The sequence below is a fragment of the Bacillus cereus group sp. MYBK95-2 genome, assembly GCF_051915225.1.
Lineage (GTDB): Bacteria > Bacillota > Bacilli > Bacillales > Bacillaceae_G > Bacillus_A > Bacillus_A cereus.
The window spans coordinates 28,317-51,394 of record NZ_JBQAEH010000015.1; the positions used below are offsets into that span (position 1 = coordinate 28,317).

Genomic DNA, 23,078 nt, shown 5'->3' on the forward strand with positions numbered 1-23,078 from the left:
TATTTGAAAAAACACAATTCGTATACAGAGTACTTAGAATTGTTCACCTTAGTTTATACTTATAAACGGCTTTTTTAATGAGCAGAATAATAAGAAAGGACCTGCATACTACATATTTCTCTTTCGGGAGGGAATAACATGTATATAACATTTCAAAAATAAAGGAGAACATCTGCATGAATTACAAAATATTTAGGGCTATCAATCGTCTAGCGGGTCGTAATTCAACTTTGGATACATGTATGATATTTATTTCACAAAAGACTCGATTCTTGTACATTTTTTTATTAGCCTTAATGTGGTTTAGAGACAATTCCTACAAAAAAATTATTTTATTTGCTGGTGTATCAGTTGGGTTCTCATTATGTATAAACCGTTTCATCCAGCTGTTTTATTTTAAGCCTCGTCCGTTTGTTATACATCGTGTGCGTTTACTTATCCCATCAAAAAATAATTCTTCATTTCCTAGTAAACATACAGCCTTAGCATTTGCCTTATCGACCTCTGTCTTACTTCGCGAACGCTTATTTGGCTCAATTATGTGGTTTTTAGCAATTTTGACAGGTTTCTCACGTATTTGGCTAGGACATCATTATCCATTTGATATAATAGGAAGTGCTTTTATAGGAATCTTAATCAGTATGGCTATTGATAATACTACATATGTATTTAATTCATTTGTTACCTGGATTATAAGTGTATATAGAAAAACAATTTTTGTGAACTAGAGACACTCTGCTTACGACACCTTTGATAAATCATAGTACATAATCTTGCATATTTTTTACTAAAGCAACTTTTACTCGAGGTATGTTTTGCGGTAAACTACAGGCATTTAGTTAATCACTTGAAGAAAATATTTATTTGCTTTTATGTCTAATGTTTTATCTGTAGGTTTGTTATGTGGTTACAATGGAGTTGATGAAGATGAGCCAAATCCGACGGAAGAACCTTTCGAAGAAATTCGCGAAAACAATAATCACTAATAGCCTAATATAGGAGTTATCAGTAACATACTGTTATCAAACAGCTTAATTGGAGTAGAGCAATATGAAGAGTGATTAAATGGAATAGAACAAGCAAAAGACACCTCTTACTATCATATTTAATTAAATATGATAGTAAGAGGTGTTTTAGTTATAAATAGTAGTATCTCAAAACTCGTGTACTTTTTGTTCTTTCTAACGATCATCATTCTATCATGCTATTTGATAATAAGTGTCTTGATTGTACAACAAAAATTTTAATATAGAACGCTACATGTCTTTCATTGTTTAAAGATGCTTGTTCATAAGTAATTTCCTTAATTTTTATAATATTACTTGGACATTTCGATAATAGACGTGGAATGAAAGGATGATAAGCATGAAGTGGCTTATGATAGGGATCGAGATTCTGTTATTGATTATTTTATTTATATTGTTTTTGAAAATATCTTTAAAAGTATGGGAGAGATAGTAAAAAAGTTGTAAGAGACTCATTCTGTACTTAAAAAAATCTAAAAAAAGTGAAAATCAATCAATGGAGATGGCATTCACAAATTGGCACAGGGGACGCAGCTAGTACTGGAATTGTAACTGGTTTTGTGTAGTCAATAAAAGGAATGATTGTCGGCGTTGCTGGAGAATATATGCATATTATTGATATACCAGAGCTTGAAATTACACCTGTATTTCAAGGAAAGGTTTTACATCTAGGTGTGAATTAACAGCGTCATTTCATATTTATCGTTCAATAATAACTGTATTTATGTTACTTATATTCATGAAAAAACAACAATCTGTTAGAACAGAAGAATCAGTTCAAACATAATGAGTGACAATAAAAAAGTAAAAGTTACTTATTTCTTTCATCCTCAGCAACTTTTTAAATGTCTTTTACATTTAGTAATTATGAAAAGACTACATTTGAAAATGAAAGAGCGTTTTTCAAGGTGTTCTCTGCAAAAAATGAATATTGAAAAAGAATATCACATGAATATTTCGTATCTGCAATAAAAAGTGAACAAAAACGTTAGTTTGTACTTATTAAATGGTGGTGTTTATTTAAATAATAAAGCGGCTAGTTCAATGAACTAGCTGCTTTATTGTTCAACAAGAATGATACCCACAACACGTTGTAACTTAAAGTTACAGCTATAGTATGAGCAGAAACAAAAATGTTATACAAGAAAGTTAAATAAAAACTTTATTAAGCACAACAAAGCAGCTAGTTAATAAAACTAACTGCTCGTTGCACAAAAGAAACGCTGGGCTTACAGAAATAATTTGTAACTGATTGTTACAAAAATAGTGTATACGAGATTAAAAATGTTATGCAAGGTTATAACAAAAGCACATCTTACAAAATATTAAGTAAAGTATTAATTCGTGTACAAAAAGGAAATGTAAAATGGAGATTCTTTATTAGAGGGGGATTATATGAATTTTATATGGGAATCATTTATTTTAATTTTGAGTGGCATTCTTTTATTACGAGTAGCAGGTAGAAAGTCTATTTCTCAGATGACATTAGCACAAACTGTAGTGATGATTTCTATTGGTGCAATTATTGTACAACCTATTGTAGAAAAAAGTGTATTAAAGGCTATTGTAAGTGCACTTATATTTGTCATTTCAGTAGTTATTATAGAATATCTCCAATTAAAATCTAATGCATTTGAGAAGTTTATTACTGGCAAATCTAAAATAGTGATTGAAAACGGTATTTTAAATGTTTCTAACTTGAAGAAAATACGTTTAACAGTAGATCAATTAGAAATGAGACTACGTAATCAAGGGATTTCAAGAATTGGAGATGTAAAAACAGCAACGTTAGAACCCAATGGTCAATTAGGATATGAATTAAAAGAAGATTCTAAGCCATTAACAGTAGGAGACTTAAAAAGATTAATTCAACCTCAATTTTTAAATCAAAATATACTATCGAATAATCCAACAGATTTACAAGCTAAAAATAATAATTCAAGTATATTTCAAGAAATTGATGTACAACCTGATTTGAAACATCATGATTTGAAGTGAGAAATAAAAAAGAGCAGCTAGCGAAAGCTAACAGCTCTCACAAACACTGTAACAAAGGACTACTTTTGGGAAAGAATACTGAACTTTATTCAAAGAAATGAAAAGTTGAACTACTTAATAAAGTTCATGTAAATACTAGTTCCAACTATTCCAATTAAAAAGGTAATCCCAATTATAAAGAAAAGAGTTTTAAGTATCGTAAAAGTTAATTTTATCTTATTCACTCCTGTTAAGAAATTTCTAAAATAGAGCAGTCAGCAAAAACGAATTAGGCTCACCATACATGCTCATCAAGCTAAGTTTGGCTTTTCTATGAAATTTTGTTTATATTCCCTATATGCTTGTAATTTTATTTATTTAAAAAATGATATCTACCTATAATATACCCATTTTAAAGGTAAATAGTGTATCAAGATTTTTTTAGTATGTGTGAACGAAAATTCAATTTGTTAAATATTTTATGTTTTATTATAAAAAACTCTTTGTCGAGGTGACACTTCATATGGATCATATTGGGCAAATTACCATAGAACTTGTGGTTGGCTTTTTTGTACTATTAATTGCTGCTAAATTATTAGGAAAAACACAAATTTCTCAACTTACCCGCTTTGATTTTATTTCTGCGATTGTTCTCGGTAGTCTTGTAGGAAATACTGTATACGATTCAAAAGTGAAGGTAGGTTCCATTCTATGTGCAGTATTTGTGTGGGTCGTACTCATCTATACGATAGAAATGGTAACGCAAAAAAGGAGAAGAACGCGAAATGTTTTTGAAGGGAGACCTCCCATTATCATACGAAATGGATATATCGACAGAGAACAATTAAGAGCGAATCATTTGGATATAAACCAGCTACAACAAATGTTGCGACAGCAAAAAGATATTTTTTCTATTCGAGAAGTTGAGTATATGATATTAGAACCGAATGGAAAAATAGGTGTCCTAAAAAAACTAAGTTTACATCTCCTACAATAAAAGATTTAAGTTTAAAACCAAAAACTGTATACCTACCAATTTCATTAATCAGTGACGGGAAAGTTGTTAAGGATAATTTAAAACAAGCAGGATTTGATGAAAATTGGCCTCATCTATACCGATTTTTTCTTCATATACTTCTGTTTTCAAGCGTATTCGTATTTTAGATTCAACTGCATTTCAACTCCCTGACCCCTTTTCATTCGTTTATCCAGGTGCAGGAGGATGCAGCCATACAGAGGGGGTGAAGATTCAGCTTGAGTATGATCTATTAAGTGGAAAGTTCCTACATATTCATACAGGTCCAGGTAAACAACATGATCGAACCTACGGTTCTCTGTGTGTCCCAACTGTAACGGCAAATGATTTATGTATCCGAGATTTAGGGTATTTTCATTTGAAAGATTTTCAGCATATACAAGATAACAAGGCTTACTATATCTCTCATATCAAGTCGAATACACGTATTTATCAAAAAAATCCCACCCCTGATTATTTTCAAGATGGAAGAATCAAGAAAGGTACAGAATATATACAAGATAGATATGGAAGTCTTAATGAACTCTCTTCAGCCAGGACAAACATGTGAAATACCCGATGCTTATGTAGGAATGACTGATAAAGTGCCAACTCGTGTAATTGTTCATCGACTAACAAAAGCACAACAACAAAAACGATTACAAGATCAAACTGTAAGAGAAAAAAAGAAAGGAATGAAGTATTCTTCGCGTAGTAAACGACTCAGTGGTATCAATGTATATATGAAAAACACCTCTACAGATATTGTCCCGATGGGGCAAGTACATGATTGGTATTCTTTACGTTGGCAAATCGAAATTTTATTTAAAACGTGGAAATCATTCTTTCACATTCATCATTGTAAAAAGATAAAACGAGAACGATTGGAATGCCATTTGTATGGGCAACTGATTGCCATTCTACTTTGCTCTTCTACCATGTTTCAAATGCGGCAATTACTGCTTATGAAAAAGAAACGAAAACTGAGTGAATATAAGGCCATATATATGATTAAAGATTACTTTCTTCTATTCCAAGCTATACAGAAAGACGCCCAAGAGCTATCAAAGATTCTAATCCACCTGTTCAACCTTCTACAGCAAAACGGGCGGAAATCTCATCGATATGAGAAAAAAACAGTCTTTGATATATTAGGTGTCGTTTACAATTGTACCATGTCTGATAATCAAGCCGCTTAATTCAAAAAAGTGAAACCCGTCAGGGTTTATTTCGTATGCAAATCTTTAAATTACCTACACTTACCCTTTAGAAAAAAGAAAAAATTTCGCCTAAAATTGACTTTGCATAAGCTTAGCTTGATAGCGATGGGTTCCTGCCAGCATTTCGGGAAAAATATGTCAAGAAAATAAGTAATAAAAAGCTAATTCTATTTTACTCATAAGACAGAATTAGCTTTTATATATAGTGCTTTACTATACTACGTTTAAAAAATGTATGTTTGATTACTAATCACACTTTAATCTTAAATAGATCTATGTTCGCTCGCTAATTAAAAAACATAGAATTGAATCACTTTGTTAAATAAAGTTAATATCTTTTTTAGAAGAGTTTTCAATATTTCCGTAAGCAATTTATACTCTTTTACTTTCTGCCACTCAAAATCATTGCATTTCCTAATACTTTTTTATTCAATAAGAGCTTTGGTAATTCCATTTCTTCAGCAAGCTTGCAGCTATTCAATTTACAGATATCGAGATTCTCTAGGTCATTTAACAACTCTTCTGTATCCCCAAATATTTTTTCATCCATAAATAAATCTAAGAAGATAAATTCGCCACCAGGTTTTAATACCCTTAAAGCCTCTTTAGAGTATCTAATACAAGAGAAACATCCTGTGTCTTACCTATTTTATAACTTATAACTTATAATTTCATTGTTAAACCATCTATAATATATATAAAATAAAGAGTCTTATTGCCGAACATCACATACGTGATATCCGTGAACCATTTTTCATTAGGCTTGGTAGCGATGTGTTGCTATCCCAATCTCTCATTTTTTCATAACCTATTCGTATATAGGGGAATTGGTAACACACTTCTACATAGACTAATATAGAGGTAAAAACTTTTTTCATCCAAGGAATGAGTGTATTTTGTTTGAAGGTAATAATATGTTCGATAAACCAAATGAGAAAAAGAAATGGCAGGGAATTCAGGCTGCCGCCTTTGAACCTAATCTCGTGGGGCCAACACTTGCATCTATTCCTCCCATTACTTTTCCAACAGGAGCAACAGGAGCAACAGGACCAACAGGGCCAACAGGGCCAACAGGACCAACAGGACCAACAGGACCAACAGGGCCATTGGCCACTAATATTAATGCTTTTATAGTGAATTTTACTACTACAGCTCTTATCCCCCAAGGTACCGGAATACCATTAGATGCTAATTTAATATTGACATCAGGGATAACACAAATACCAGGTTCTAGTGTTATAAATTTAGATGCTGGTACGTATTTGGTTGAATATAATACTGTGTCACAAGCTCCAACAGCTAATTTTGTATCTACTAGAGCTCTTCTTAATGGTTCTACTATTGCTGGGGCTAGTGTTGTTAGTCCACAAGTAGCTCCTGGGACATTTCAATCTTTAAGTACAGGATTTATTGTTATAGCACCTGATCCAGTTAATACTTTAGAAATTGCTGCTGATTCGCAAGGAGGAAATATCTATAATTCTCAGTTTGCAAGTATTCCAAATGTATCTGTAAGAATTGTAAAAATAAGTTAAGGATATTTAGGGTAAATCAAATTGAAGAAACGAAAGGCAAAATTCTATGTATTGAAAGAGAGTTTGGAATAGGTAATACATGGTTGGTAATGGCAGTACTGTCTATTGTGATTTTATTGCCGTTGCTTATTTTAGTTAATAAAGTTTTATTGAAAATAAAAAATGAACAGAGGATATAAAAATAGATTATTCATTCAAAAAAGAAGAGATGATCTCCCCCTTGAATATGAATTTCTTTACACTTTTGAGTGAAATTTTACTTTGATTTAAAAAACATTTGTAATAAATTTCTCAATATAGATATACTTTTTAATTATGGTTTTAATATTAATAATTAAGGAAAAATAAATTATAATATAAATATGATGGTTATCCTTTTGTTTACTCCTTGTGCTAAAGATAAGATCTTGTTCCCTGATCTTATCTTTTTATTTTTTGATTTTAGATACAAAAAAGGAATCTTTAAGAGCTTAAAACTCCCCTGTCACTAGGAAAGAAAGAGGAAAAACTTCAAAATCCGGTCTCTACGCAGCAGATTAAAGTAGTAAAAATTGCTTGGAGTAAAACGTTTGGACCGGGATTAGAAGTACTAGAACATATAAAACAAAGAGAACTAAATGCGTTATTTATTAAGATACATGTGAAGCAATGTAAGATACAAAGAGGACGTAAGGAATTTTTTCGGGAATAATATAGTTATGAAAATATAAGCACTTGAAGGGAGCCCTTGTGTATCTAAAACATTGGCGAAACAAATAGGTGATGTTAGGATGTAGAAAACGCTCACTAAAAAAGGAGAAGTGATTATGCCAGAAGCTTTTTATATGAATATTGATGATTACGAGAGACCTGCAGATATATTGCGGATGCTTGGACATCCTCTGCGTTTGATGATAGTTCGAGAATTAATTTCGAAAGGTCCATTAAATGTATCCGAGTTACAGAAGTTACTACGTGTTCCACAATCTACAATGTCACAGCAATTAATAAAGTTAAAACAGTTTAATATGGTTTCCTATGAGCGAAAAGGAAATGAGATTTATTATATAGTGAGTGACGAAAAAGTGATTGAGAGTATGAAGGAATTAGAATGTTTGCAACAGTGGACGTAAGAAGACGTGAAAAATCTCTTTATTTCTATAGGGTGAGATTAAATTTTTATAGTATATATAGTTTTAAAATAACGAAAAGTAGATAATTTGGGACGAATTGTAATACCAAAAGAAACAAGAAAAAAATTCACAGGTGGATACAGTGGATGCGCTAGAAATTATTGTAGAAAAAGATTCGTTTATTCTACAAAAAGATACAGCTCATGGTACTTGTCCTATCACAGAAGAAATACTTCAAAGAATGTAAAACTAGTAGGTGGAAAGCTACCGCTAATTCAAAACGGCGCAAAATAACTGTTAGCTGAACTAGAACAATACAAAGTGACTGTATGAGAAGAATAGGGGGAGAACACAATGGAAAAGAAATTACAATCATTTCAAAAGGATAGAGGTAAGAACATACTATTTTCACAGGAACACTTATTACAAGAAGCGTTTCAAAAGAGTAAGGATATCACTTTAATTCTGATAAAAGGACTACATATAAAAGGAATAATAAGAGGATATGATACTTTTTCTATTTTAATAGAATATGAGGGGAAGCAACAGCTTGTATATAAACATGCAATCTCCACGATTCGATTCTAAAGCCCACGGACAGGGCGTTTAAACATTTACAGGTACCTGACACCTTTAGAAAAATGAATAGGAATATAACTTTTATGTTATAATTTAATACTCATCCAATATTTATACTATACAACGACGTCTAAAACAGTAACTGAAAACCCCATCCCTATTCTATATAGATATGGGTTTTTCTACTTCTGATTTATCAAATAAAACAAAACATGAAGCGGAGAGAATGGTACTATGTATCCTAAGTTTTTTGATAAAATGGCCTTTTCAAAAGAGCATAAAGATTTATTAATTCAGTTGTATAATAAAGAAATTACAAGAAATGAGTATAATCGTGTATTAAACAATTTATATGAGACAAAGCATAAGATAAATGAAAATAAGAACCGAGATAAAGTGCTGGGTTCTGTTACAAAGTGTTTTTAACAAATAAAAGGTTGATATAATTTAATCTGTACCTTTTGTAAAGGACATTTTAAAAAAGGTTAGGCCACATCAAGAAGATGATTTCTGTATCCAACAGGAGTCATCTTTTTTAAATTCCATTGATATCTATAGTGATTATAGTACATCATATATTTCTTAATCTCTTGTTTTAATTCATTAAAGGACGCGCAAGGTTTTATATGAGCTTCATCTTTCAGATGACCAAAAAAACGATTCTTGTGGGGTGTTATCCCAACAGTTTCCTCTTCTTGACATGGATTGTCCAAGGTTTAGCTTTTTGATTAGCTTTTGATAGGTAGGGCTTGTGTCGTGGGTTCCTTGATCTGAATGAATATAAGCACCTTCAGTCAATCGAATCCGCGGATTCCTTTTTCATTTTTCTCAATAAAAATATGCTTAAATTTCTCTGTATAAGTGATACCTTTCTGACTTATAGATTTTACGTATAGGTTATTTGACAGAATCTGAATTTCTCTTTCGGTAAATAGCTTTTTTGTCATTTTCAACATTCTCCGATCCAAATTTTCCTTTAATTATACAAGAAATACCCAATAGAATAGACTTTTTTCAAGTGTATATTCTTATAATTTTTATAAATTATTATAGTGTAAATATTGATTTGAAGTTGATTATTTAAAATGGTGTGTCCACTGCTTTTTTATTTAACAAAAAAAGAATCTGTAAACCTGCAGATTCTCCTAATGAATATTCATATAATAAAATATTATAATTTAAAAATGGGTTCAAGTAAATAAAAAGGACCCATTGGAGTTTGGGTCCTTTTAGAAGTGATGATGTTTTCTCGGCTTAGGAACTGAGAAAATACAAAATATAATACATCGAGATTTAGAGAATTTCAATACCTAAATTAAAAATTACCGTGGGTGGATGAACATGGATAATGGCTATCGTGGAGAGGTTAGAGTTTTGGTAGGTAACATTGAAAGACCAATAAGTTTAAATATGAAAGCTCATGTAATTGAAAAAGGTACATGCATCACTCAAGGCGTCATAGCGCCAGTCGTAACAGCACATTTTGTTGAGGTGAACGAGCTATTGGCTATTGAAGGAATTGTTGGTGGATTTGGATCTAGGGGGGAACAAAGTAAGACAAAATTTGAATTTTATTAAAAAAAGACACTGCTTCCAGTGTCCCGACTTACTATGAGAGTTTTATGAGGAAACTTAAATAGGTGAATTTAAGTTTCTCTATAATATATGAAACTGCAATTAGAAAATCACTTATTTTTTAAAGGAGTTAATGGGTATTTGTACGTACTGAAGTCTTTATTAAAAATATCTTGTGCTAATTGGATAGTTTCATGATTATAAAAACTATCGTATGTTGGGAGGCGTGGGAATAAAGGGTCGGTAATATCGGCATCTGCAAAAGTACCTTTAAAAACCGCATTGTCCTTCTGATGATGCCATGATTTGGTTAGTATGTGTATGGGAGAAGTTTTTAGTTGATATATTTGTTCTAGGCGTACAATTTCGTTAGAGAAATTTTCAAGGTAGATATACTCTGTAACAAACTCCTCTTCACCTGGTACATATTGCTGTATTAAATGTGGATCTACTTGTTCTAAATCTGTCATTTGCTCTTTTAAATAATAGAGAAAGATTTTAAATGAAATAGGCTTATTACAATTATTAGTAACATAATAAAAGCTTCGAATAGGCTTCCATGCAGGGTTTTCTATGTAAGGAGGAGCAATGAGTGAAAAGAATGAACTTACAGCTCTTGTATATGGATTTCTAACTAGTTTATAAGTATCTTTTTCCTTTGTATATAAAGCCGCAGCAAGTTCAATAAAGTAGTCCGAGGAGTTTATATATATATCATTTTCGTAATGATGGATGAAAGAATTATATTTTATGGCCGGTTTAAATAAATTAATTTAATAAAAAAACCAATGTGCAAGGGAGGTACAACCACTTTTTTGACTCCAAAATAAAATTAAAGGGAAGTTAGGATTATAGTGGGGAACGCGTCCATAATTAATAATATTTGAAATAGACATAGTTAGCCTCCATTTAGTTATGTCAATTATTTTAGTTTATGAATAAAGAGCTTGGCATATGAACAAGAGAAGTAGAATAGATAGTTTAAAATAATATAATTTTGAAATAAAAAGGTTATTTTATTATATTAATGCAAAAAGAGTACATATCGGATATGTACTCTTGAAAAGAGGAAGTGTTTATAAGTGGTGAAACACTATACTACAACATATGCTTGTCTCATTTTAAAGTGCAAGGAATCTAACAAAATAGTTATTTTATTAGATTAGTAAATAAAAAAGAGCACCTGATTAGGGTGCTCCGCCCAAAATTATGAATAACAATCCATAAATAATATATGTGACTTTTGCCTAATGGTGATAATTTTTAAAGAAAAACTAAAAGTACGGCAAAGATATAATTATAAAAAGAATATAGCATACCAAAGAGGTATTAATATAATCCATCCAATAGTAAGAGCGGTGTATTTTAAGGTTTTTATGATTAGTCCTTTTAGATATAGAATGCACAAGGATGGGAATTTAATTGATTTTCCAACAAAAATCTTATTGTATGAGAAAAAATAAAAGAACCCATTTTTTATAAATGGATTCTTCCCTTAAGGTGTGCAAGAAATTCAAGGTAACTTGACCAGAGTAACCAGTGGAATTCCTTGTGGCAATACTGTATGCAAAGGAACCAATAATGTTAATGAATTTCAAACAAGATCATTATTTAATTAAAAAATCGTGTGCAAAAAATGTACACGATTATATAAAAACTATGTCTTGTATGCTCTTTGCATTTTATGTTTATTGTATGTCATAGTATGAGGTTAGTGAATGGATTTAGATAAAATCTTTATTTAAAAATTAAAGAGTGGTTTTTAAGGGGCTCTCTGGCTAAGAGTCATTTTAAGTTTTTATGGTGAAGTATTTACGCAATAATTTTGTTTAAGACCAAGATAATTTCTCATTAATAATACCGATTTGTTTCAGTAGACATGGCAATCGCTTTGGTTTCATGAACTGTACCATAGGGATGCTCTGGAGGTGCATAAATAGCGTAAATTTTAAGTGGTGTATTCCCCGTATTGATTACATTATGCCATTTTCCAGCAGGTATCATAATTGCATAATCATCATAGACCATTTCTTGAAAATCTAATTTATCTTTGTTATCCCCCATTTGAACGAGTCCTTGGCCCTCTTCAATACGTATGAATTGATCAGTTGTAGGGTGTACTTCTAAACCTATGTCATCTCCAACATTAATGCTCATTAGAGTTACTTGTAAGTTTTTCCCTGTCCAGATAGCGGTGCGGTAAGTATTGTTTTGTTTAGTGGCTTGGTTAATATTCAATACAAATGGTCTAGCTCCATAATCGGTTAATCTAATATTTTCACAATAAGGATTCCGGTTGTAGTCCCAAGCAATATTGTTGTAACTGTAGTAATAAGGATTCCAAGCGTAAATCCAATTATTGTTATTCCAGATGCAATCCATTGGGCTTTGACTTTGATAATAACGTGGATTATATTGCATATTCAAGCTCCTCTCATAATTTTATCATTTTCTGTTTATCCTATGCTGTTGTCTATTTATAGGAATGCAGAATAAGAGGAAATAGGCAGTGATAAAGGATGTACTATTTGTATAAAACACTTAATGAAATTGTTAATTTAAATAAAAAAGAGCCGCGCGCGAAGAGTTGTAGGTTTTCGTAAGGTTGAGTTATGTCGTATTCAAAAGGGATTTTAAAATGAATATTTTTTAAACGTACTGGTAAATTTATCTGATTCATTTAGAACTGTTATTTTAAACAAAAACGTTATTTGGTATGTAAATAGAAGAGCACTTAGAAAAGTGCCTCTCTGTAACGACTATCCACTCTAAAAAGAAATGATGCAATATATCATATGAAATTATGTGGATGTAGTTGTGTGTATTTTGTATAAAAATTTCATTTTGTAGAAAAGGGGAATGAATATGAAACAAGAGGTACAGCGATTAGTAGATAAGGCATTAATGTACTTTCCTAAGTCATTTGTAGAGAGTTATAACGAGCTAATATTTGAACCTAAAAACAAAATGTATTTTCATTTAGAAGATGTCGAAAGCGAATTAGATTTTAAATGTAAATTGTTCACATGGTTATCAAGACCTATAAGTATGGGACTAAGTGCTATTGGTCAACGAAGATTTTAAAAAGCTTAGGGACAAGCTTCACTAAAGAAGAAATGAGATTGATTGATACGTATTTAGGAAATGGAACAAATAAATTGCTGTGTGTAGAATTCGTAAAATCAGATTACGACTTATTGTTGGTGATTCCAGAAAATAAAAGAGCAGATAGCAAAAGCTAACTGCTCATCCAAGGAAAACAGAGAAAGATAACCATGTCTCTACAGTATTGACGGAATTTGGAGTTTTATTCAGGGGTAGAGGGAAATGGATAGAGTATTCGTTCTTGAGTTACTTGAACAGGAAAATGAGAGTGGTATATATGGTGTATTCGTAAAAGAAGAGGAAGCAATTGAGAAAGGCAAAGAGTTAATTGCATTAACAGAAAATGATTACTGGAGGTATACAGTTGAAAGTTATCCGTATTTCAAATAGGAAGGATGAACATAAATGGAGTTTTGGGTATTAGCGTATTTATACTAGAAGATGTTTAGTATAATTTTGCAGAAGAAGATACAACAATAGGATATACAGCTACTTGTTTTTACCAACTGAAGAGATGGCTCAAAGTATATCGTTGAAAATAATGCATCTGATGAGTTGATTCCAGTAAAAGTAACCATTCATACATTAGATGATAGTTCTTGGACATCATCACGTGAAACAGTTGACCATTGGGGACATTAAAACTCAACGAAATAATCATTTTAGTAGAAAGAGGTGAATAAAAATGGGACAAGGAAACCGCGGAATGGCGTTTGAAAAACTTATTAATCTATCGAATGAAATGTATCAAAGAGGTAGAGTGGCACTTATAAACAAGCGTCCGAATCCTGTAAAGGGCTAAAGAGTAAGGGGGGGTAGGTATTAACAGGATATTATGAATCTAAAAACACTGTAGACTACGACGGTATATAAAGGACGAGCTATAGCATTTGATGCGAAATCTACAGAGAAAGATACGTGTTTTGATTTAAATCACATAACGCAGCACCAGTTGGATTACCTGGAGAAATCGGAGAAGATGGGAGCAATATGCTTCTTCCTTATAGGCCTCACCATATCAAGAAAAGAAGATTGTAAGTTTAGACACATTTCGGACACGAAAAAACCGATTCCCTGTACGTTAAGAAATCGGTTTTTATTTTTGAATGATATTTGTAAATAAGATTAACTAATAAAATCCCTTCCATAAAATAGTATAATTTGAAGAAACACAAAGTATTTTTACTTCTTTGTTTCTTCAAGTTTTCGTTTATTAATAGCTCGATAAGGAGAGTCCTGTGATATTATAGTTTATTCTAGGATTTCTTAGATGGAATATTGGTCACTATTATATATACGTAGTGCAATTAAAAGTTTTTCTTTTTCTAGTTTTGGTCTCCCTATGTTATTTCCCGTTTTTTTACTCTCTCCTAATCCTTCTTTTCCTCGTTCAGCTTCAATCATTCTGATTTACACCCCACGATTGAAGCTGAATATTCAATTCCATTTACAATTGCTTGTGTTCGATATTGTACTACAACCTCTAAACCTTTTGAACGAAACTTATTTACAATTTAATCTAATTCCATTTTTAAATCCTTACGACTCCCAGATCTAACTATTTCAATTTCTATAGTTTTCACAGTAACACCTCCTAAACAAAATGTTAAAAAATTGTTGTGTTCACTATCACTTTGTTCTTCTTTACAATACATTTAACTTATTAACATTTAAAAATTATACAACAAAAGAGTGAAACGGTTTAGGATACTCTTTCACCTACCTCTTAATTAGATACCATTTTATAATTGAGTTCTTGACCAAAATCATTTGTGACAATCCCTTTAACCGATGAATGTTGCGAGTAAGAACGGCCCATTCAATATTTTCTATTCAAATATGATAGAATGAAGATATATCCAAAACGGAGGGAAAACAAATGAACTCAAACACAAAACAGTTTATTTATGATATCCAGCAAAGAAAGAACAATTATATAGAGAATGTATTAATAGCAATACAACATCCTAAAAAAGAGCAATCTGAACAAGTCATTCAAAATATAGTAGAGAAGATGGATATGATGATTAGTTTAGTTACTACTTATATGGCTATTGAATCTGAATCTACCAAAGAATTAAAAGAGCTTCAGGAAGAACTTATTCATGCTCAAGCATATATTCAAAAACGGAAATTTGAAGAAACACAGAGATAAAACCCTGTGTTTTTACTTGGTGGACTATGACATTAATTTTTTATAAATTTGATTATTGCTTTGGCATAATCCATACAATTTGTTGAATGCGTACAATATATGGCGCCGTATCTTCAATGAGCAAATGATCTGGTTTCACATCTTTTAACTGTCCTCTTACATTACCTCTTACAGTTTCAATAACCACATATTTACCAATTACTGATTGTAATGTCTGATATACGTAGGGATTAGGCGTACTTACCATATGTTGTTCACTCAAGTCATTTCCTTCCGAATAACTCATTCTATAAGACTCCTTTCTAATTTGCATTTTTTCTCCAAATATATGATATAAATCTTATAAATATGCTAGAAGGATAATTCATTATAGGAACGGAAATAACATTTTACTAGGATACGGTTTCTATTTCTACATTGCTAAAAATGATTTATATAAAGTTCCTTTTACCAGTTAACAGGAGAGGATAAAGGGATATTTTGAATGTACATCTAGGTTGTTCCTTTTAAGATATGTATGATTTTAAATAGGCCCTTTATTAGAATAGTGCTCATACTCTTTTGAGATTCTTTCGTAATACGTGCATTAAGTAAAATTGTTAACAATAAAAACACTCCATATTTTCCTCCTGTAGCTCCTATGATAATCACACTACTACAAATAAGTATTAATTAATAGGATAAACGAAACTGAATAAATACGATCATAATTCTTTGACATCTTTTCGTATTTTATGCGTTCTTTCCTTTAGAACATTAATTAACGCTTTAGGTGAATGGATACTCTATTCATTTGTATATTTTAATATAATTTATTTAAGAGGCATAGATATAAGTTATGCAAAGCAATAGAACTTAATCAAGTACTAAGAGTTATCTTATGGCAGATGTTCAAATAAACCTAATATTTTTATATTTAGAATCCCGTTGATGATTATTTTCTTGAAAATCACTTATATATGACAATAACATACACTAGTTATAAAAATGATAAGTTCTATCTTGAAATGGAGGGTGCTTATAATAATGTGTAAATTGAATCTCAAAGGACTAACAGGGAAAGTGGTTACAAAATCACATTGTGAGTATGAAAAGGCGAGGCAAGAATGGAATCGCTCTGTACAAAAGTTTCCACTCATTATTGTTTATTGCTATACAAAGTATGATGTAAGCAATGCAATTATTTGGGCAAGGAAAAAACAAGTGGATATTCGCATACGTTCAGGTGGCCATCATTATGAGGGATATTCTGTGGGCAATAACGTTATTGTTATTGATATTAGTAAAATGGACCGTCTAGAATTTACTCCAAAAAAACAAACATTAAAAATACAGGGGGGGACCAAAAATGAACAAGTTTATGATTTTGTCTCCTCTAAAGGGTATCCCTTTCCAGGAGGTACGTGCCCTACTGTGGGAGTATCAGGATACACATTAGGAGGCGGTTGGGGATATTCTTGTAGAAATTTTGGACTTGGATGTGACAGTTTAATAGAAATTGAGTTAGTAGACTATAAAGGCAGGTTAATTGTAGCGAATAAAAAATGTCATAGCAATCTATTTTGGGCTTGTAGAGGAGGTGGTGGTGGGAACTTTGGTGTTATTGTTTCAATGACATTTAAAATACCTCCAAAAGTCGATAAAATTACATTAATTGAAGTATATTGGCCCAAAGCATCACCAGAAATACAGCGAGCGTTCTTACAGAAATGGCAAAAATGGTTAGTGGACCTGGATTATAGGATTACACTTGGGGTTAGTTTATATAACTCTGCTAACGAAGGATTAGCCATATATGGACGAGGGATATTTTACGGAACTCCAGAAGAAGCAAGGGACATTTTGCAATCATTAGTTTGTATAGAGGGAGGAACAACTAGCTTGGAGTATATTGGCTTTTTAGATGCAATGAAAAAAATTGAAGCATCTTATCCTAAATCAGAACAATTTAAATCTACAGGAAGATTTGTCCATAGATATTATAATGATCAGGAAATTGAAAATATAATCCATCTTATTCAGGAGAGACCAAGGGGCAGTATCTTTGCAGCAATAAGCCTCTATGCTCTTGGGGGCAAAGTAAATGATATAAATAAGAACGATACAGCATTTTTTTACCGGGATGCTCACTATATTTTGGGGATTCAATCTATATGGGAAGAGCCTATGTTTAAAAAAGATAATGTTAAATGGGTTGAACAGCGATTTAGCTATATAAAAACTATTACAAATGGTTCCTTTATAAATTTTCCCTATAGCGAATTAAAAGATTATATGTACGCTTACTATGGAGAAAACTCCGAACGTTTAAAGGAAATAAATAAAGAGTATGATCCGTGTAATATATTTACATTTCCTCAAGGGATCCAAAATTAAATAAATATGTAGATTCTTATAAAAATCAAGGTTTTAAAAAAATATAAAAACTAAAATTTCGTATTTTTTGTACAGAGTTAGAATATGGACAAACTTTATGAAAAACTACAATATTCTTAAAGTAATAAATGTATTTATTATGTGGTTAAATAAAAAAGTACGGAATATATTTTCGTTATACAGAGAATCGCTTAGTTCGGAAAACGGAGAAAGCAATTAACTTTGTATTTATATACTGCTCAGTTTTAATCTAGGTACAATTAAAAATATAGAAAAATAATAAATTATTTTTGTGAAATTATCTAATCTATCCAAACTGCAATGCATGTATAATGTTTAAACATTTGTATTATTTTTATTATAATTTTTTAAATGTTCACAAAAATGTGTATAAAAATATAAGTTTTTTGTTTTAGTTATTTTTCAGAATAATCTATATTGACAAATAAACATTTGCGATATAGAATTATTTTTGTTCACCGGTGAACATTATAAGTAGCTTTTTATTTAGTATTCATATTTAGTAACTTTTTCTATCTCTTAATATATGTAGTGCGATGTATTCTCAATCACTAATAATTAATAAAATAGTTTATATTGATAAAAAAATAAAGGGATGATTATATGACGAATGCTATAGCGTTAAGAAATGTACGAAAGTTTAGTTCTCAACCCTTATCTACTAATTGTGCTGAAATATTAAAACGTAGTAAGCATGCAATAATAGGTATTAGTCCGTTTAATAGTAGATTTTCTGATGAATATATTAATAGACTCATTGAATGGGCATTACATACTTTTGATGATGTTAGTGTTTTATTAGCTGGAAAAGAAGCTGCAAATTTACTTGAGGCTCTAGGAACACCAAAAGGTAAAGCGGAAAGAAAAGTTAGGAAAGAAGTATCTCGAAATAGAAGATCAGCTGAAAAGGCACTTAAAGAGCATGGTGGTAATGTAAACGCTATCCATACTTTTTCTGATTTTAATGACAACAATGCATATAGCTGCATGAGAGCAGAAGCAGAACATATTTTTTTAAGCGAAACTGATTTTCGAAATGCTTGCTTAGAAATGTCACATGCAGCCATCTTAGGTAGGGCAAGGGGTACCAATATAGATATTGATCAAATATCAAATGACATGCTAAATATTGCAGTAGAATATGTAATTGCAGAACTCCCATTTTTCATTGGCGGAGCTGAAATTTTAGGAGCTCAAGAAGCTGTACTTATTTATCATAAACCATGGGAGCTTGGTCAACAGATAGTTCGAAATGATTTTTCTATTAAGATGAAACCAAATCAAGGATATTTAATGGTTCAAGAATTGGAAGATTTATCTTAGCAAATAGTAAGTATCTAATACAAGGGGGAAGTAATATGTCAAATACTATGCAAACGGTAAATATATTAACAGAGGAATTTCAAGAAAATCCATATAAGTATTTTTCATACCTACGTCAGAATGACCCAGTACATTATGAACCTGAGATTGATAGTTATTTTATTAGTAGATATCAAGATGTCCGTAATATATTGAACGATACTGAAACATTTACAACAAAATCATTAGCTGAACGTGCTGAGCCAGTAATGCGTGGACCAGTATTAGCACAAATGCGTGGAAAAGAGCATGTTGCGAAAAGAAAAATTGTTTTAAGAAGTTTTATGGGAGATGCTTTACAAAAATTAATGCCTTTAATTAAAAAGAATGCAGAAGATTTACTATTTCCACACCTTCCAAATGGAAAGGTAGATTTAATTAATGATTTTGGCAGAACATTTGCTGTTTATGTAACAATGGATATGATTGGATTAGATAAGAAAGATCATAAGAAGATAGGAGAATGGCATAGCGGTGTAGCTGACTTTATTACCAGTATAAATCAACCACCAGAGGCAAAAAAACATTCTCTTTGGTGCAGTGAACAGTTAGCTAATTATTTAGAACCAATTATTAAAGAGCGAAGATTAAACCCACAGGAAGACTTAATTTCTAAATTATGCAGTGCAAAATATGAAGGAATAGCTATGACTGATACTGATATTCTAGCATTGATTTTAAATATATTATTAGCTGCAACAGAACCTGGTGATAAGACTCTTGCTTTATTAATCTATAATTTAATTAACCAACCAAAACAACTGCAAGATGTATTAAGTGATCGTTCATTAGTACCATTAGCTATTGCAGAAACTTTACGTTACAATCCACCAGTGCAATTGATCCCACGTCAATTGTCAAAAGATACGGAAATAAGTGGTATCCAACTATCCAAAGGAACTACGGTATTTTGTATGATTGGTGCAGCGAACCGTGACCCTAATGCATTTGAAAGACCTGATGAATTCAACATTTATCGTCCGGATCTTGATATTAAAAAGGCATTTAGTGGTGCTGCAAGACATCTTGCATTCGGATCAGGTATCCATAATTGCGTAGGAGCAGCGTTTGCAAAATCAGAAATTGAAATAGTTGTAAATGTAGTCTTAGATAATATGAAAAACATTAAATTAGAAGAAGATTTTCAATATGTTGAAAAAGGGCTTTATACACGTGGACCTATTTCCATGCCTATTCTTTTTGATAAGTTAGTTTAAAAAAACATGGCTATTTTAGTTATTAATATAATTCAATTTTTGCTAAGGGGCTAAAACCCCTTAGTTTTTCTATTTTTATGAGAAGGTCAACATATATACCTTCTAAGATGATATAACAAAAAATTAAATACATTGTTTCCATGCTTCTAAAAATTTTGTTACAACTTGTAACTCGGAATCATTAAATTGTTGGAATAACTCACTGTAACGCTCATGTGCAATTTTGTGTAACTTTTTATGAACAATAGCTAACTGTATTCCCTTATCAGTTAAAGTATAAAAGATTTCCTTCTTATTATCTGTATTTTGATGCGTCAATAAAATTTTATTATCAATAAGAACGCGAATAGCTTTAGAGATGGTTGCTTTAGAAATATTAAGTTCCATAGATAGTAGAGTGTTATTCATTTGTTGTTTACTCTCATGAATAACCGAAACAATATGTAGTTGCGTTAGAGTCCAATTTTTATTTATATTTTCATATTCACTAACTAATTCTTTTATCATCTCTTGAGATGCATATTTTTTCTTTTCTCTTGTTATGACAAAGTCTTCAATAGCTTTTAAGGTTTGTTCATGGACAAAATTTGTCATAATAATTTCCCCTATCTAGAATTATTGTTTACCGGTTAACAATATAAAGTTTACCAGTAAACAATAATTAGGTCAACAATTTAAAAAAGGAATTTTATGCATTGAAACTAACTCTTTAATATAATAGGGCTTTATTAGGGTAAATTATGAAAAACAGATACATTAAAGGTTCTTACATAATTAGTTAAATTCCAATTTAGCAATTGACAATTGCTAAATGAGGATATAAAATCAAAATAGTTTACCGGTAAACAAAAATAAATGAAATAGATAAAGAAGGGTAGAAACATTTAAATGAATAAGGGCATAAAACAGAAAATTTACGATAATTATCTACATTTGTTACATCTCAATGAACAAAAGGCAGATAAGGATATTGAGACTTTTTTTAAGCAAGCAAAAATGGAAGAAATAGAACATGTACCGACAAATATGACAAGTATACACGTAATTGCCTGTATTGGTGAGAATCAACCAATAAATAATATTACAATTGCAAGGAAAATGAATTTATCTAAAGCGAATATCACAAAAATTAACACCAAATTAATAAAAGAAAATTTAATCACTCGTTTTCAGTCAGTTGATAATAAAAAGGAGGTATTTTATCAACTGACTCCGGCAGGACAATCACTTTGTGAATTACATCAGAAAATTCATGACCAGAAAGAAAATGAATTTTATCAGTTCGTTGATTCATTTTCTGAAATTGAACAAAACGCAATATTGAAGTTTTTACAAAATATAAATGATAAAATGTTGGAAAAATAAAGTTATTATAACTTAAATACATTAGTTAATTATTAATAATCTTTTAGGAGGGATAGCATGAACCGTGTTAAATCAAGTGCTTCTTTTCTTTTATATTTGTTGTGTATTAGTGCTTTTTTCGCTTCTTTAAATCAAAATATATATTCTCCAATAATCCCCATAATTCGGGATTCATTCCAAGTATCTATAACAATGGTTAACCTTTCCGTTTCCATATTTATTTTTATTACGGCAATTATGCAAATTGTTTTTGGTTCTATAATTGATTTTAAAGGTGCTAGGACTATTCTTATTCCGAGTATTATTTTAACAATTATAGCGAGTATTGGTTGTGCAATTACAAGTAACTTTACAGTATTTTTAATATGTAGAATTTTACAGGCTGTAGGGACAGCAGCAATACCACTTATTGCTGCGACTACAATTGGTACTGTATTTCAAGGAGAACAACGAGGAAGTGCAATGGGTACATATCAAACCATGTTATCCATTGCTCCTGCTGTTGCACCTGTGCTAGGAGGTTTTATTGGGGAAAAATATAATTACCCAGGTGTTTTCTGGCTACTTGTAGCAGTATCTGTAATTCTATTTATAACTAATTGGATATATTTCCCTAAGGATCGTGTAGGAAGTAAAAAAGAATTGAGTGGGAAAACACTTATATCTCACTATGCTTCTATATTTAAAAGCAAAGTGGGCAGTTCCATATTAATATTAAGTTTCTTTGCATTTTTTCTTTATTTCTCCTTCATTGTTTACTTACCAATTTTATTAACTGATCATTATCAATTAAGTTTACAGGTAGTGGGTTTACTTTACTTACCAATGGCTATTAGTTTAATAACTGGCAGCATGACTTTTAAAACAATTCAATCAAAAATTTCACAAAAAAAGCTTTTTATAACTGGAAATGTAGTCTTAGCTTTGAGCGTTATATTATTTGCTGTGACACACTCGAATACTTTAATTGGTGTAACAGTTGCTTTAATTCTCCACGGAATATCAATTGGTATCCTCACTCCTTTATTTGCTACTATGATTGCAAATGAATTTGAACATAATAGGGGAAGTGCAATGGGAATGTTTAACTTTATTAGATATATGGGAATGGCTGTCGGACCAATTGTTTCGGGATTATTATTAGCACATTTTAAGCCTACCGTTGTATTTGCTCTATTTGGCGGTTTTTTTATCTTTCTCTCTTTTGGCATGCTTATACGGATTAGTAAGAAATCTATTAAAATCGTGCCAAAACAAGAAAATCTAAAATAAGAAATGATTTATTAAAAAGAATTAATTGTATATAGACTGTATAGTTAAAATATTATGGTAAATTAAATGATAATCTTGTTCATAATAAAATGTGTAATATATTGTTTCTTTTTAATTTTGAATAAGGTAATTAGAAATTTAAATAAGAGAAATTAGATTTAGTTAAG

Annotated in this window: 17 protein-coding genes and 12 pseudogenes; 20 read left to right on the top strand and 9 right to left on the bottom strand. The window is 31.0% G+C overall.

The features are described from left to right. Positions 1 to 176: 176 nt before the first annotated feature. The 5 genes and pseudogenes from ACTFN4_RS28325 to ACTFN4_RS28345 all read left to right on the top strand — a co-directional run. On the top strand, positions 177 to 728 hold the full coding sequence (locus ACTFN4_RS28325; protein ID WP_439963172.1) for an undecaprenyl-diphosphatase: 552 nt from the start codon (positions 177 to 179) through the stop codon (positions 726 to 728). Between the two features lie 714 nt (positions 729 to 1,442). Continuing rightward, positions 1,443 to 1,812: pseudogene (locus ACTFN4_RS28330) on the top strand (DUF2953 domain-containing protein); the annotation flags it as partial. A 608-nt stretch (positions 1,813 to 2,420) separates the two neighbouring features. Then, positions 2,421 to 3,023 (top strand): DUF421 domain-containing protein, encoded by a 603-nt coding sequence (locus ACTFN4_RS28335; RefSeq protein ID WP_439963173.1) that lies wholly within the window; start codon positions 2,421 to 2,423, stop codon positions 3,021 to 3,023. A 502-nt stretch (positions 3,024 to 3,525) separates the two neighbouring features. Then, a pseudogene (locus tag ACTFN4_RS28340) lies at positions 3,526 to 4,166 on the top strand (DUF421 domain-containing protein). After that, a pseudogene (locus ACTFN4_RS28345) lies at positions 4,100 to 5,216 on the top strand (IS4 family transposase); the annotation flags it as partial. The pseudogenes ACTFN4_RS28340 and ACTFN4_RS28345, both read left to right, overlap by 67 nt. 403 nt (positions 5,217 to 5,619) lie before the next feature. Here the strand turns inward: ACTFN4_RS28345 and ACTFN4_RS28350 are convergent. Next, a pseudogene (locus ACTFN4_RS28350) lies at positions 5,620 to 5,844 on the bottom strand (SAM-dependent methyltransferase); the annotation flags it as partial. 54 nt (positions 5,845 to 5,898) lie between these two features. After that, positions 5,899 to 6,017, bottom strand: a pseudogene (locus tag ACTFN4_RS28355) (IS3-like element ISBt2 family transposase); the annotation flags it as partial. Positions 6,018 to 6,151: 134 nt separating this feature from the next. Between ACTFN4_RS28355 and ACTFN4_RS28360 the strand changes: the two are divergent. From ACTFN4_RS28360 to ACTFN4_RS28380, 5 genes and pseudogenes are all read left to right on the top strand, one after another. After that, positions 6,152 to 6,772, top strand: a complete 621-nt coding sequence (locus ACTFN4_RS28360; protein WP_439963175.1) for an exosporium leader peptide-containing protein — start codon at positions 6,152 to 6,154, stop codon at positions 6,770 to 6,772. 806 nt (positions 6,773 to 7,578) lie between these two features. Continuing rightward, the gene (locus tag ACTFN4_RS28365; RefSeq protein WP_439963176.1) at positions 7,579 to 7,884 is read left to right on the top strand and encodes an ArsR/SmtB family transcription factor; all 306 of its coding nucleotides are present in this window, start codon (positions 7,579 to 7,581) and stop codon (positions 7,882 to 7,884) included. An 87-nt stretch (positions 7,885 to 7,971) separates the two neighbouring features. Beyond that, positions 7,972 to 8,178, top strand: a pseudogene (locus ACTFN4_RS28370) (AbrB/MazE/SpoVT family DNA-binding domain-containing protein). A gap of 60 nt (positions 8,179 to 8,238) precedes the next feature. Beyond that, complete coding sequence (gene hfq, locus ACTFN4_RS28375) at positions 8,239 to 8,472, top strand: RNA chaperone Hfq (RefSeq protein WP_098853128.1); 234 nt, start codon at positions 8,239 to 8,241, stop codon at positions 8,470 to 8,472. A gap of 225 nt (positions 8,473 to 8,697) precedes the next feature. Next, positions 8,698 to 8,889, top strand: coding sequence for a hypothetical protein (locus ACTFN4_RS28380; RefSeq protein WP_151920305.1), 192 nt, complete (start codon positions 8,698 to 8,700; stop codon positions 8,887 to 8,889). Positions 8,890 to 8,948: 59 nt separating this feature from the next. Here the strand turns inward: ACTFN4_RS28380 and ACTFN4_RS28385 are convergent. Then, positions 8,949 to 9,279: pseudogene (locus tag ACTFN4_RS28385) on the bottom strand (IS3 family transposase); the annotation flags it as partial. Positions 9,280 to 9,804: 525 nt separating this feature from the next. On the opposite strand from ACTFN4_RS28385, the pseudogene ACTFN4_RS28390 reads away from it, so the two are divergent. After that, positions 9,805 to 10,041: pseudogene (locus ACTFN4_RS28390) on the top strand (hypothetical protein); the annotation flags it as partial. Positions 10,042 to 10,148: 107 nt separating this feature from the next. On the opposite strand, the pseudogene ACTFN4_RS28395 reads toward ACTFN4_RS28390, so the two are convergent. Beyond that, positions 10,149 to 10,934, bottom strand: a pseudogene (locus tag ACTFN4_RS28395) (sulfotransferase family 2 domain-containing protein). Between the two features lie 955 nt (positions 10,935 to 11,889). Further along, positions 11,890 to 12,459, bottom strand: coding sequence for a cupin domain-containing protein (locus tag ACTFN4_RS28400; RefSeq protein WP_409532437.1), 570 nt, complete (start codon positions 12,457 to 12,459; stop codon positions 11,890 to 11,892). Positions 12,460 to 12,903: 444 nt separating this feature from the next. On the opposite strand from ACTFN4_RS28400, the gene ACTFN4_RS28405 reads away from it, so the two are divergent. The 3 genes and pseudogenes from ACTFN4_RS28405 to ACTFN4_RS28415 all read left to right on the top strand — a co-directional run bounded on the left by ACTFN4_RS28405 (position 12,904) and on the right by ACTFN4_RS28415 (position 14,266). Next, a complete protein-coding gene (locus ACTFN4_RS28405; RefSeq protein WP_257206319.1) occupies positions 12,904 to 13,122 on the top strand; it encodes a hypothetical protein in 219 nt (72 codons plus the stop codon). A 243-nt stretch (positions 13,123 to 13,365) separates the two neighbouring features. Then, entirely contained in the window at positions 13,366 to 13,533 is a 168-nt protein-coding gene (locus ACTFN4_RS28410; RefSeq protein ID WP_409532436.1) for a hypothetical protein, read from the top strand. Positions 13,534 to 13,849: 316 nt separating this feature from the next. After that, a pseudogene (locus ACTFN4_RS28415) lies at positions 13,850 to 14,266 on the top strand (Holliday junction resolvase RecU). Positions 14,267 to 14,325: 59 nt separating this feature from the next. On the opposite strand, the pseudogene ACTFN4_RS28420 reads toward ACTFN4_RS28415, so the two are convergent. Next, a pseudogene (locus ACTFN4_RS28420) lies at positions 14,326 to 14,550 on the bottom strand (recombinase family protein); the annotation flags it as partial. Positions 14,551 to 15,022: 472 nt separating this feature from the next. Here ACTFN4_RS28420 and ACTFN4_RS28425 point away from each other — a divergent pair. Then, the gene (locus ACTFN4_RS28425; protein ID WP_059304073.1) at positions 15,023 to 15,298 is read left to right on the top strand and encodes a hypothetical protein; all 276 of its coding nucleotides are present in this window, start codon (positions 15,023 to 15,025) and stop codon (positions 15,296 to 15,298) included. A gap of 52 nt (positions 15,299 to 15,350) precedes the next feature. On the opposite strand, the gene ACTFN4_RS28430 is transcribed toward ACTFN4_RS28425, so the two are convergent. Both ACTFN4_RS28430 and ACTFN4_RS28435 read right to left on the bottom strand, forming a co-directional pair. After that, positions 15,351 to 15,584 carry a YuzF family protein gene (locus ACTFN4_RS28430; protein WP_070183909.1) on the bottom strand — a complete coding sequence of 78 codons (234 nt, stop codon included), beginning with the start codon at positions 15,582 to 15,584 and terminating at the stop codon, positions 15,351 to 15,353. 237 nt (positions 15,585 to 15,821) lie between these two features. Further along, positions 15,822 to 16,019 (bottom strand): annotated as a pseudogene (locus ACTFN4_RS28435) (hypothetical protein). A 305-nt stretch (positions 16,020 to 16,324) separates the two neighbouring features. On the opposite strand from ACTFN4_RS28435, the gene ACTFN4_RS28440 reads away from it, so the two are divergent. The 3 genes from ACTFN4_RS28440 to ACTFN4_RS28450 all read left to right on the top strand — a co-directional run bounded on the left by ACTFN4_RS28440 (position 16,325) and on the right by ACTFN4_RS28450 (position 20,274). After that, complete coding sequence (locus ACTFN4_RS28440) at positions 16,325 to 17,674, top strand: FAD-binding oxidoreductase (RefSeq protein WP_439963177.1); 1,350 nt, start codon at positions 16,325 to 16,327, stop codon at positions 17,672 to 17,674. 624 nt (positions 17,675 to 18,298) lie between these two features. Continuing rightward, positions 18,299 to 19,018, top strand: a complete 720-nt coding sequence (locus ACTFN4_RS28445) for a tRNA-dependent cyclodipeptide synthase (RefSeq protein WP_409532428.1) — start codon at positions 18,299 to 18,301, stop codon at positions 19,016 to 19,018. 35 nt (positions 19,019 to 19,053) lie between these two features. Further along, complete coding sequence (locus tag ACTFN4_RS28450; RefSeq protein WP_439963178.1) at positions 19,054 to 20,274, top strand: cytochrome P450, cyclodipeptide synthase-associated; 1,221 nt, start codon at positions 19,054 to 19,056, stop codon at positions 20,272 to 20,274. 123 nt (positions 20,275 to 20,397) lie between these two features. On the opposite strand, the gene ACTFN4_RS28455 is transcribed toward ACTFN4_RS28450, so the two are convergent. Continuing rightward, entirely contained in the window at positions 20,398 to 20,868 is a 471-nt protein-coding gene (locus tag ACTFN4_RS28455; protein WP_048530229.1) for a MarR family transcriptional regulator, read from the bottom strand. Between the two features lie 294 nt (positions 20,869 to 21,162). Between ACTFN4_RS28455 and ACTFN4_RS28460 the strand changes: the two genes are divergently transcribed. Next, positions 21,163 to 21,639, top strand: a complete 477-nt coding sequence (locus ACTFN4_RS28460; protein ID WP_151920331.1) for a MarR family transcriptional regulator — start codon at positions 21,163 to 21,165, stop codon at positions 21,637 to 21,639. Between the two features lie 57 nt (positions 21,640 to 21,696). Continuing rightward, complete coding sequence (locus ACTFN4_RS28465; protein WP_439963179.1) at positions 21,697 to 22,911, top strand: MFS transporter; 1,215 nt, start codon at positions 21,697 to 21,699, stop codon at positions 22,909 to 22,911. The last annotated feature ends 167 nt before the right edge of the window (positions 22,912 to 23,078 follow it).

Bases quoted from the DNA above. Each gene is read 5' to 3' on its own strand.
- ACTFN4_RS28410 (WP_409532436.1), top strand. From the start codon at position 13,366: ATGGATAGAGTATTCGTTCTTGAGTTACTTGAACAGGAAAATGAGAGT.
- ACTFN4_RS28365 (WP_439963176.1), top strand. From the start codon at position 7,579: ATGCCAGAAGCTTTTTATATGAATATTGATGATTACGAGAGACCTGCA.
- ACTFN4_RS28455 (WP_048530229.1), bottom strand. From the start codon at position 20,868: ATGACAAATTTTGTCCATGAACAAACCTTAAAAGCTATTGAAGACTTT.
- ACTFN4_RS28440 (WP_439963177.1), top strand. From the start codon at position 16,325: ATGTGTAAATTGAATCTCAAAGGACTAACAGGGAAAGTGGTTACAAAA.
- ACTFN4_RS28360 (WP_439963175.1), top strand. From the start codon at position 6,152: ATGTTCGATAAACCAAATGAGAAAAAGAAATGGCAGGGAATTCAGGCT.
- ACTFN4_RS28325 (WP_439963172.1), top strand. From the start codon at position 177: ATGAATTACAAAATATTTAGGGCTATCAATCGTCTAGCGGGTCGTAAT.
- ACTFN4_RS28430 (WP_070183909.1), bottom strand. From the start codon at position 15,584: ATGAGTTATTCGGAAGGAAATGACTTGAGTGAACAACATATGGTAAGT.
- ACTFN4_RS28465 (WP_439963179.1), top strand. From the start codon at position 21,697: ATGAACCGTGTTAAATCAAGTGCTTCTTTTCTTTTATATTTGTTGTGT.
- ACTFN4_RS28460 (WP_151920331.1), top strand. From the start codon at position 21,163: ATGAATAAGGGCATAAAACAGAAAATTTACGATAATTATCTACATTTG.
- ACTFN4_RS28380 (WP_151920305.1), top strand. From the start codon at position 8,698: ATGTATCCTAAGTTTTTTGATAAAATGGCCTTTTCAAAAGAGCATAAA.
- ACTFN4_RS28445 (WP_409532428.1), top strand. From the start codon at position 18,299: ATGACGAATGCTATAGCGTTAAGAAATGTACGAAAGTTTAGTTCTCAA.
- ACTFN4_RS28405 (WP_257206319.1), top strand. From the start codon at position 12,904: ATGAAACAAGAGGTACAGCGATTAGTAGATAAGGCATTAATGTACTTT.
- ACTFN4_RS28450 (WP_439963178.1), top strand. From the start codon at position 19,054: ATGTCAAATACTATGCAAACGGTAAATATATTAACAGAGGAATTTCAA.
- ACTFN4_RS28425 (WP_059304073.1), top strand. From the start codon at position 15,023: ATGAACTCAAACACAAAACAGTTTATTTATGATATCCAGCAAAGAAAG.
- ACTFN4_RS28400 (WP_409532437.1), bottom strand. From the start codon at position 12,459: ATGCAATATAATCCACGTTATTATCAAAGTCAAAGCCCAATGGATTGC.
- ACTFN4_RS28335 (WP_439963173.1), top strand. From the start codon at position 2,421: ATGAATTTTATATGGGAATCATTTATTTTAATTTTGAGTGGCATTCTT.
- hfq (WP_098853128.1), top strand. From the start codon at position 8,239: ATGGAAAAGAAATTACAATCATTTCAAAAGGATAGAGGTAAGAACATA.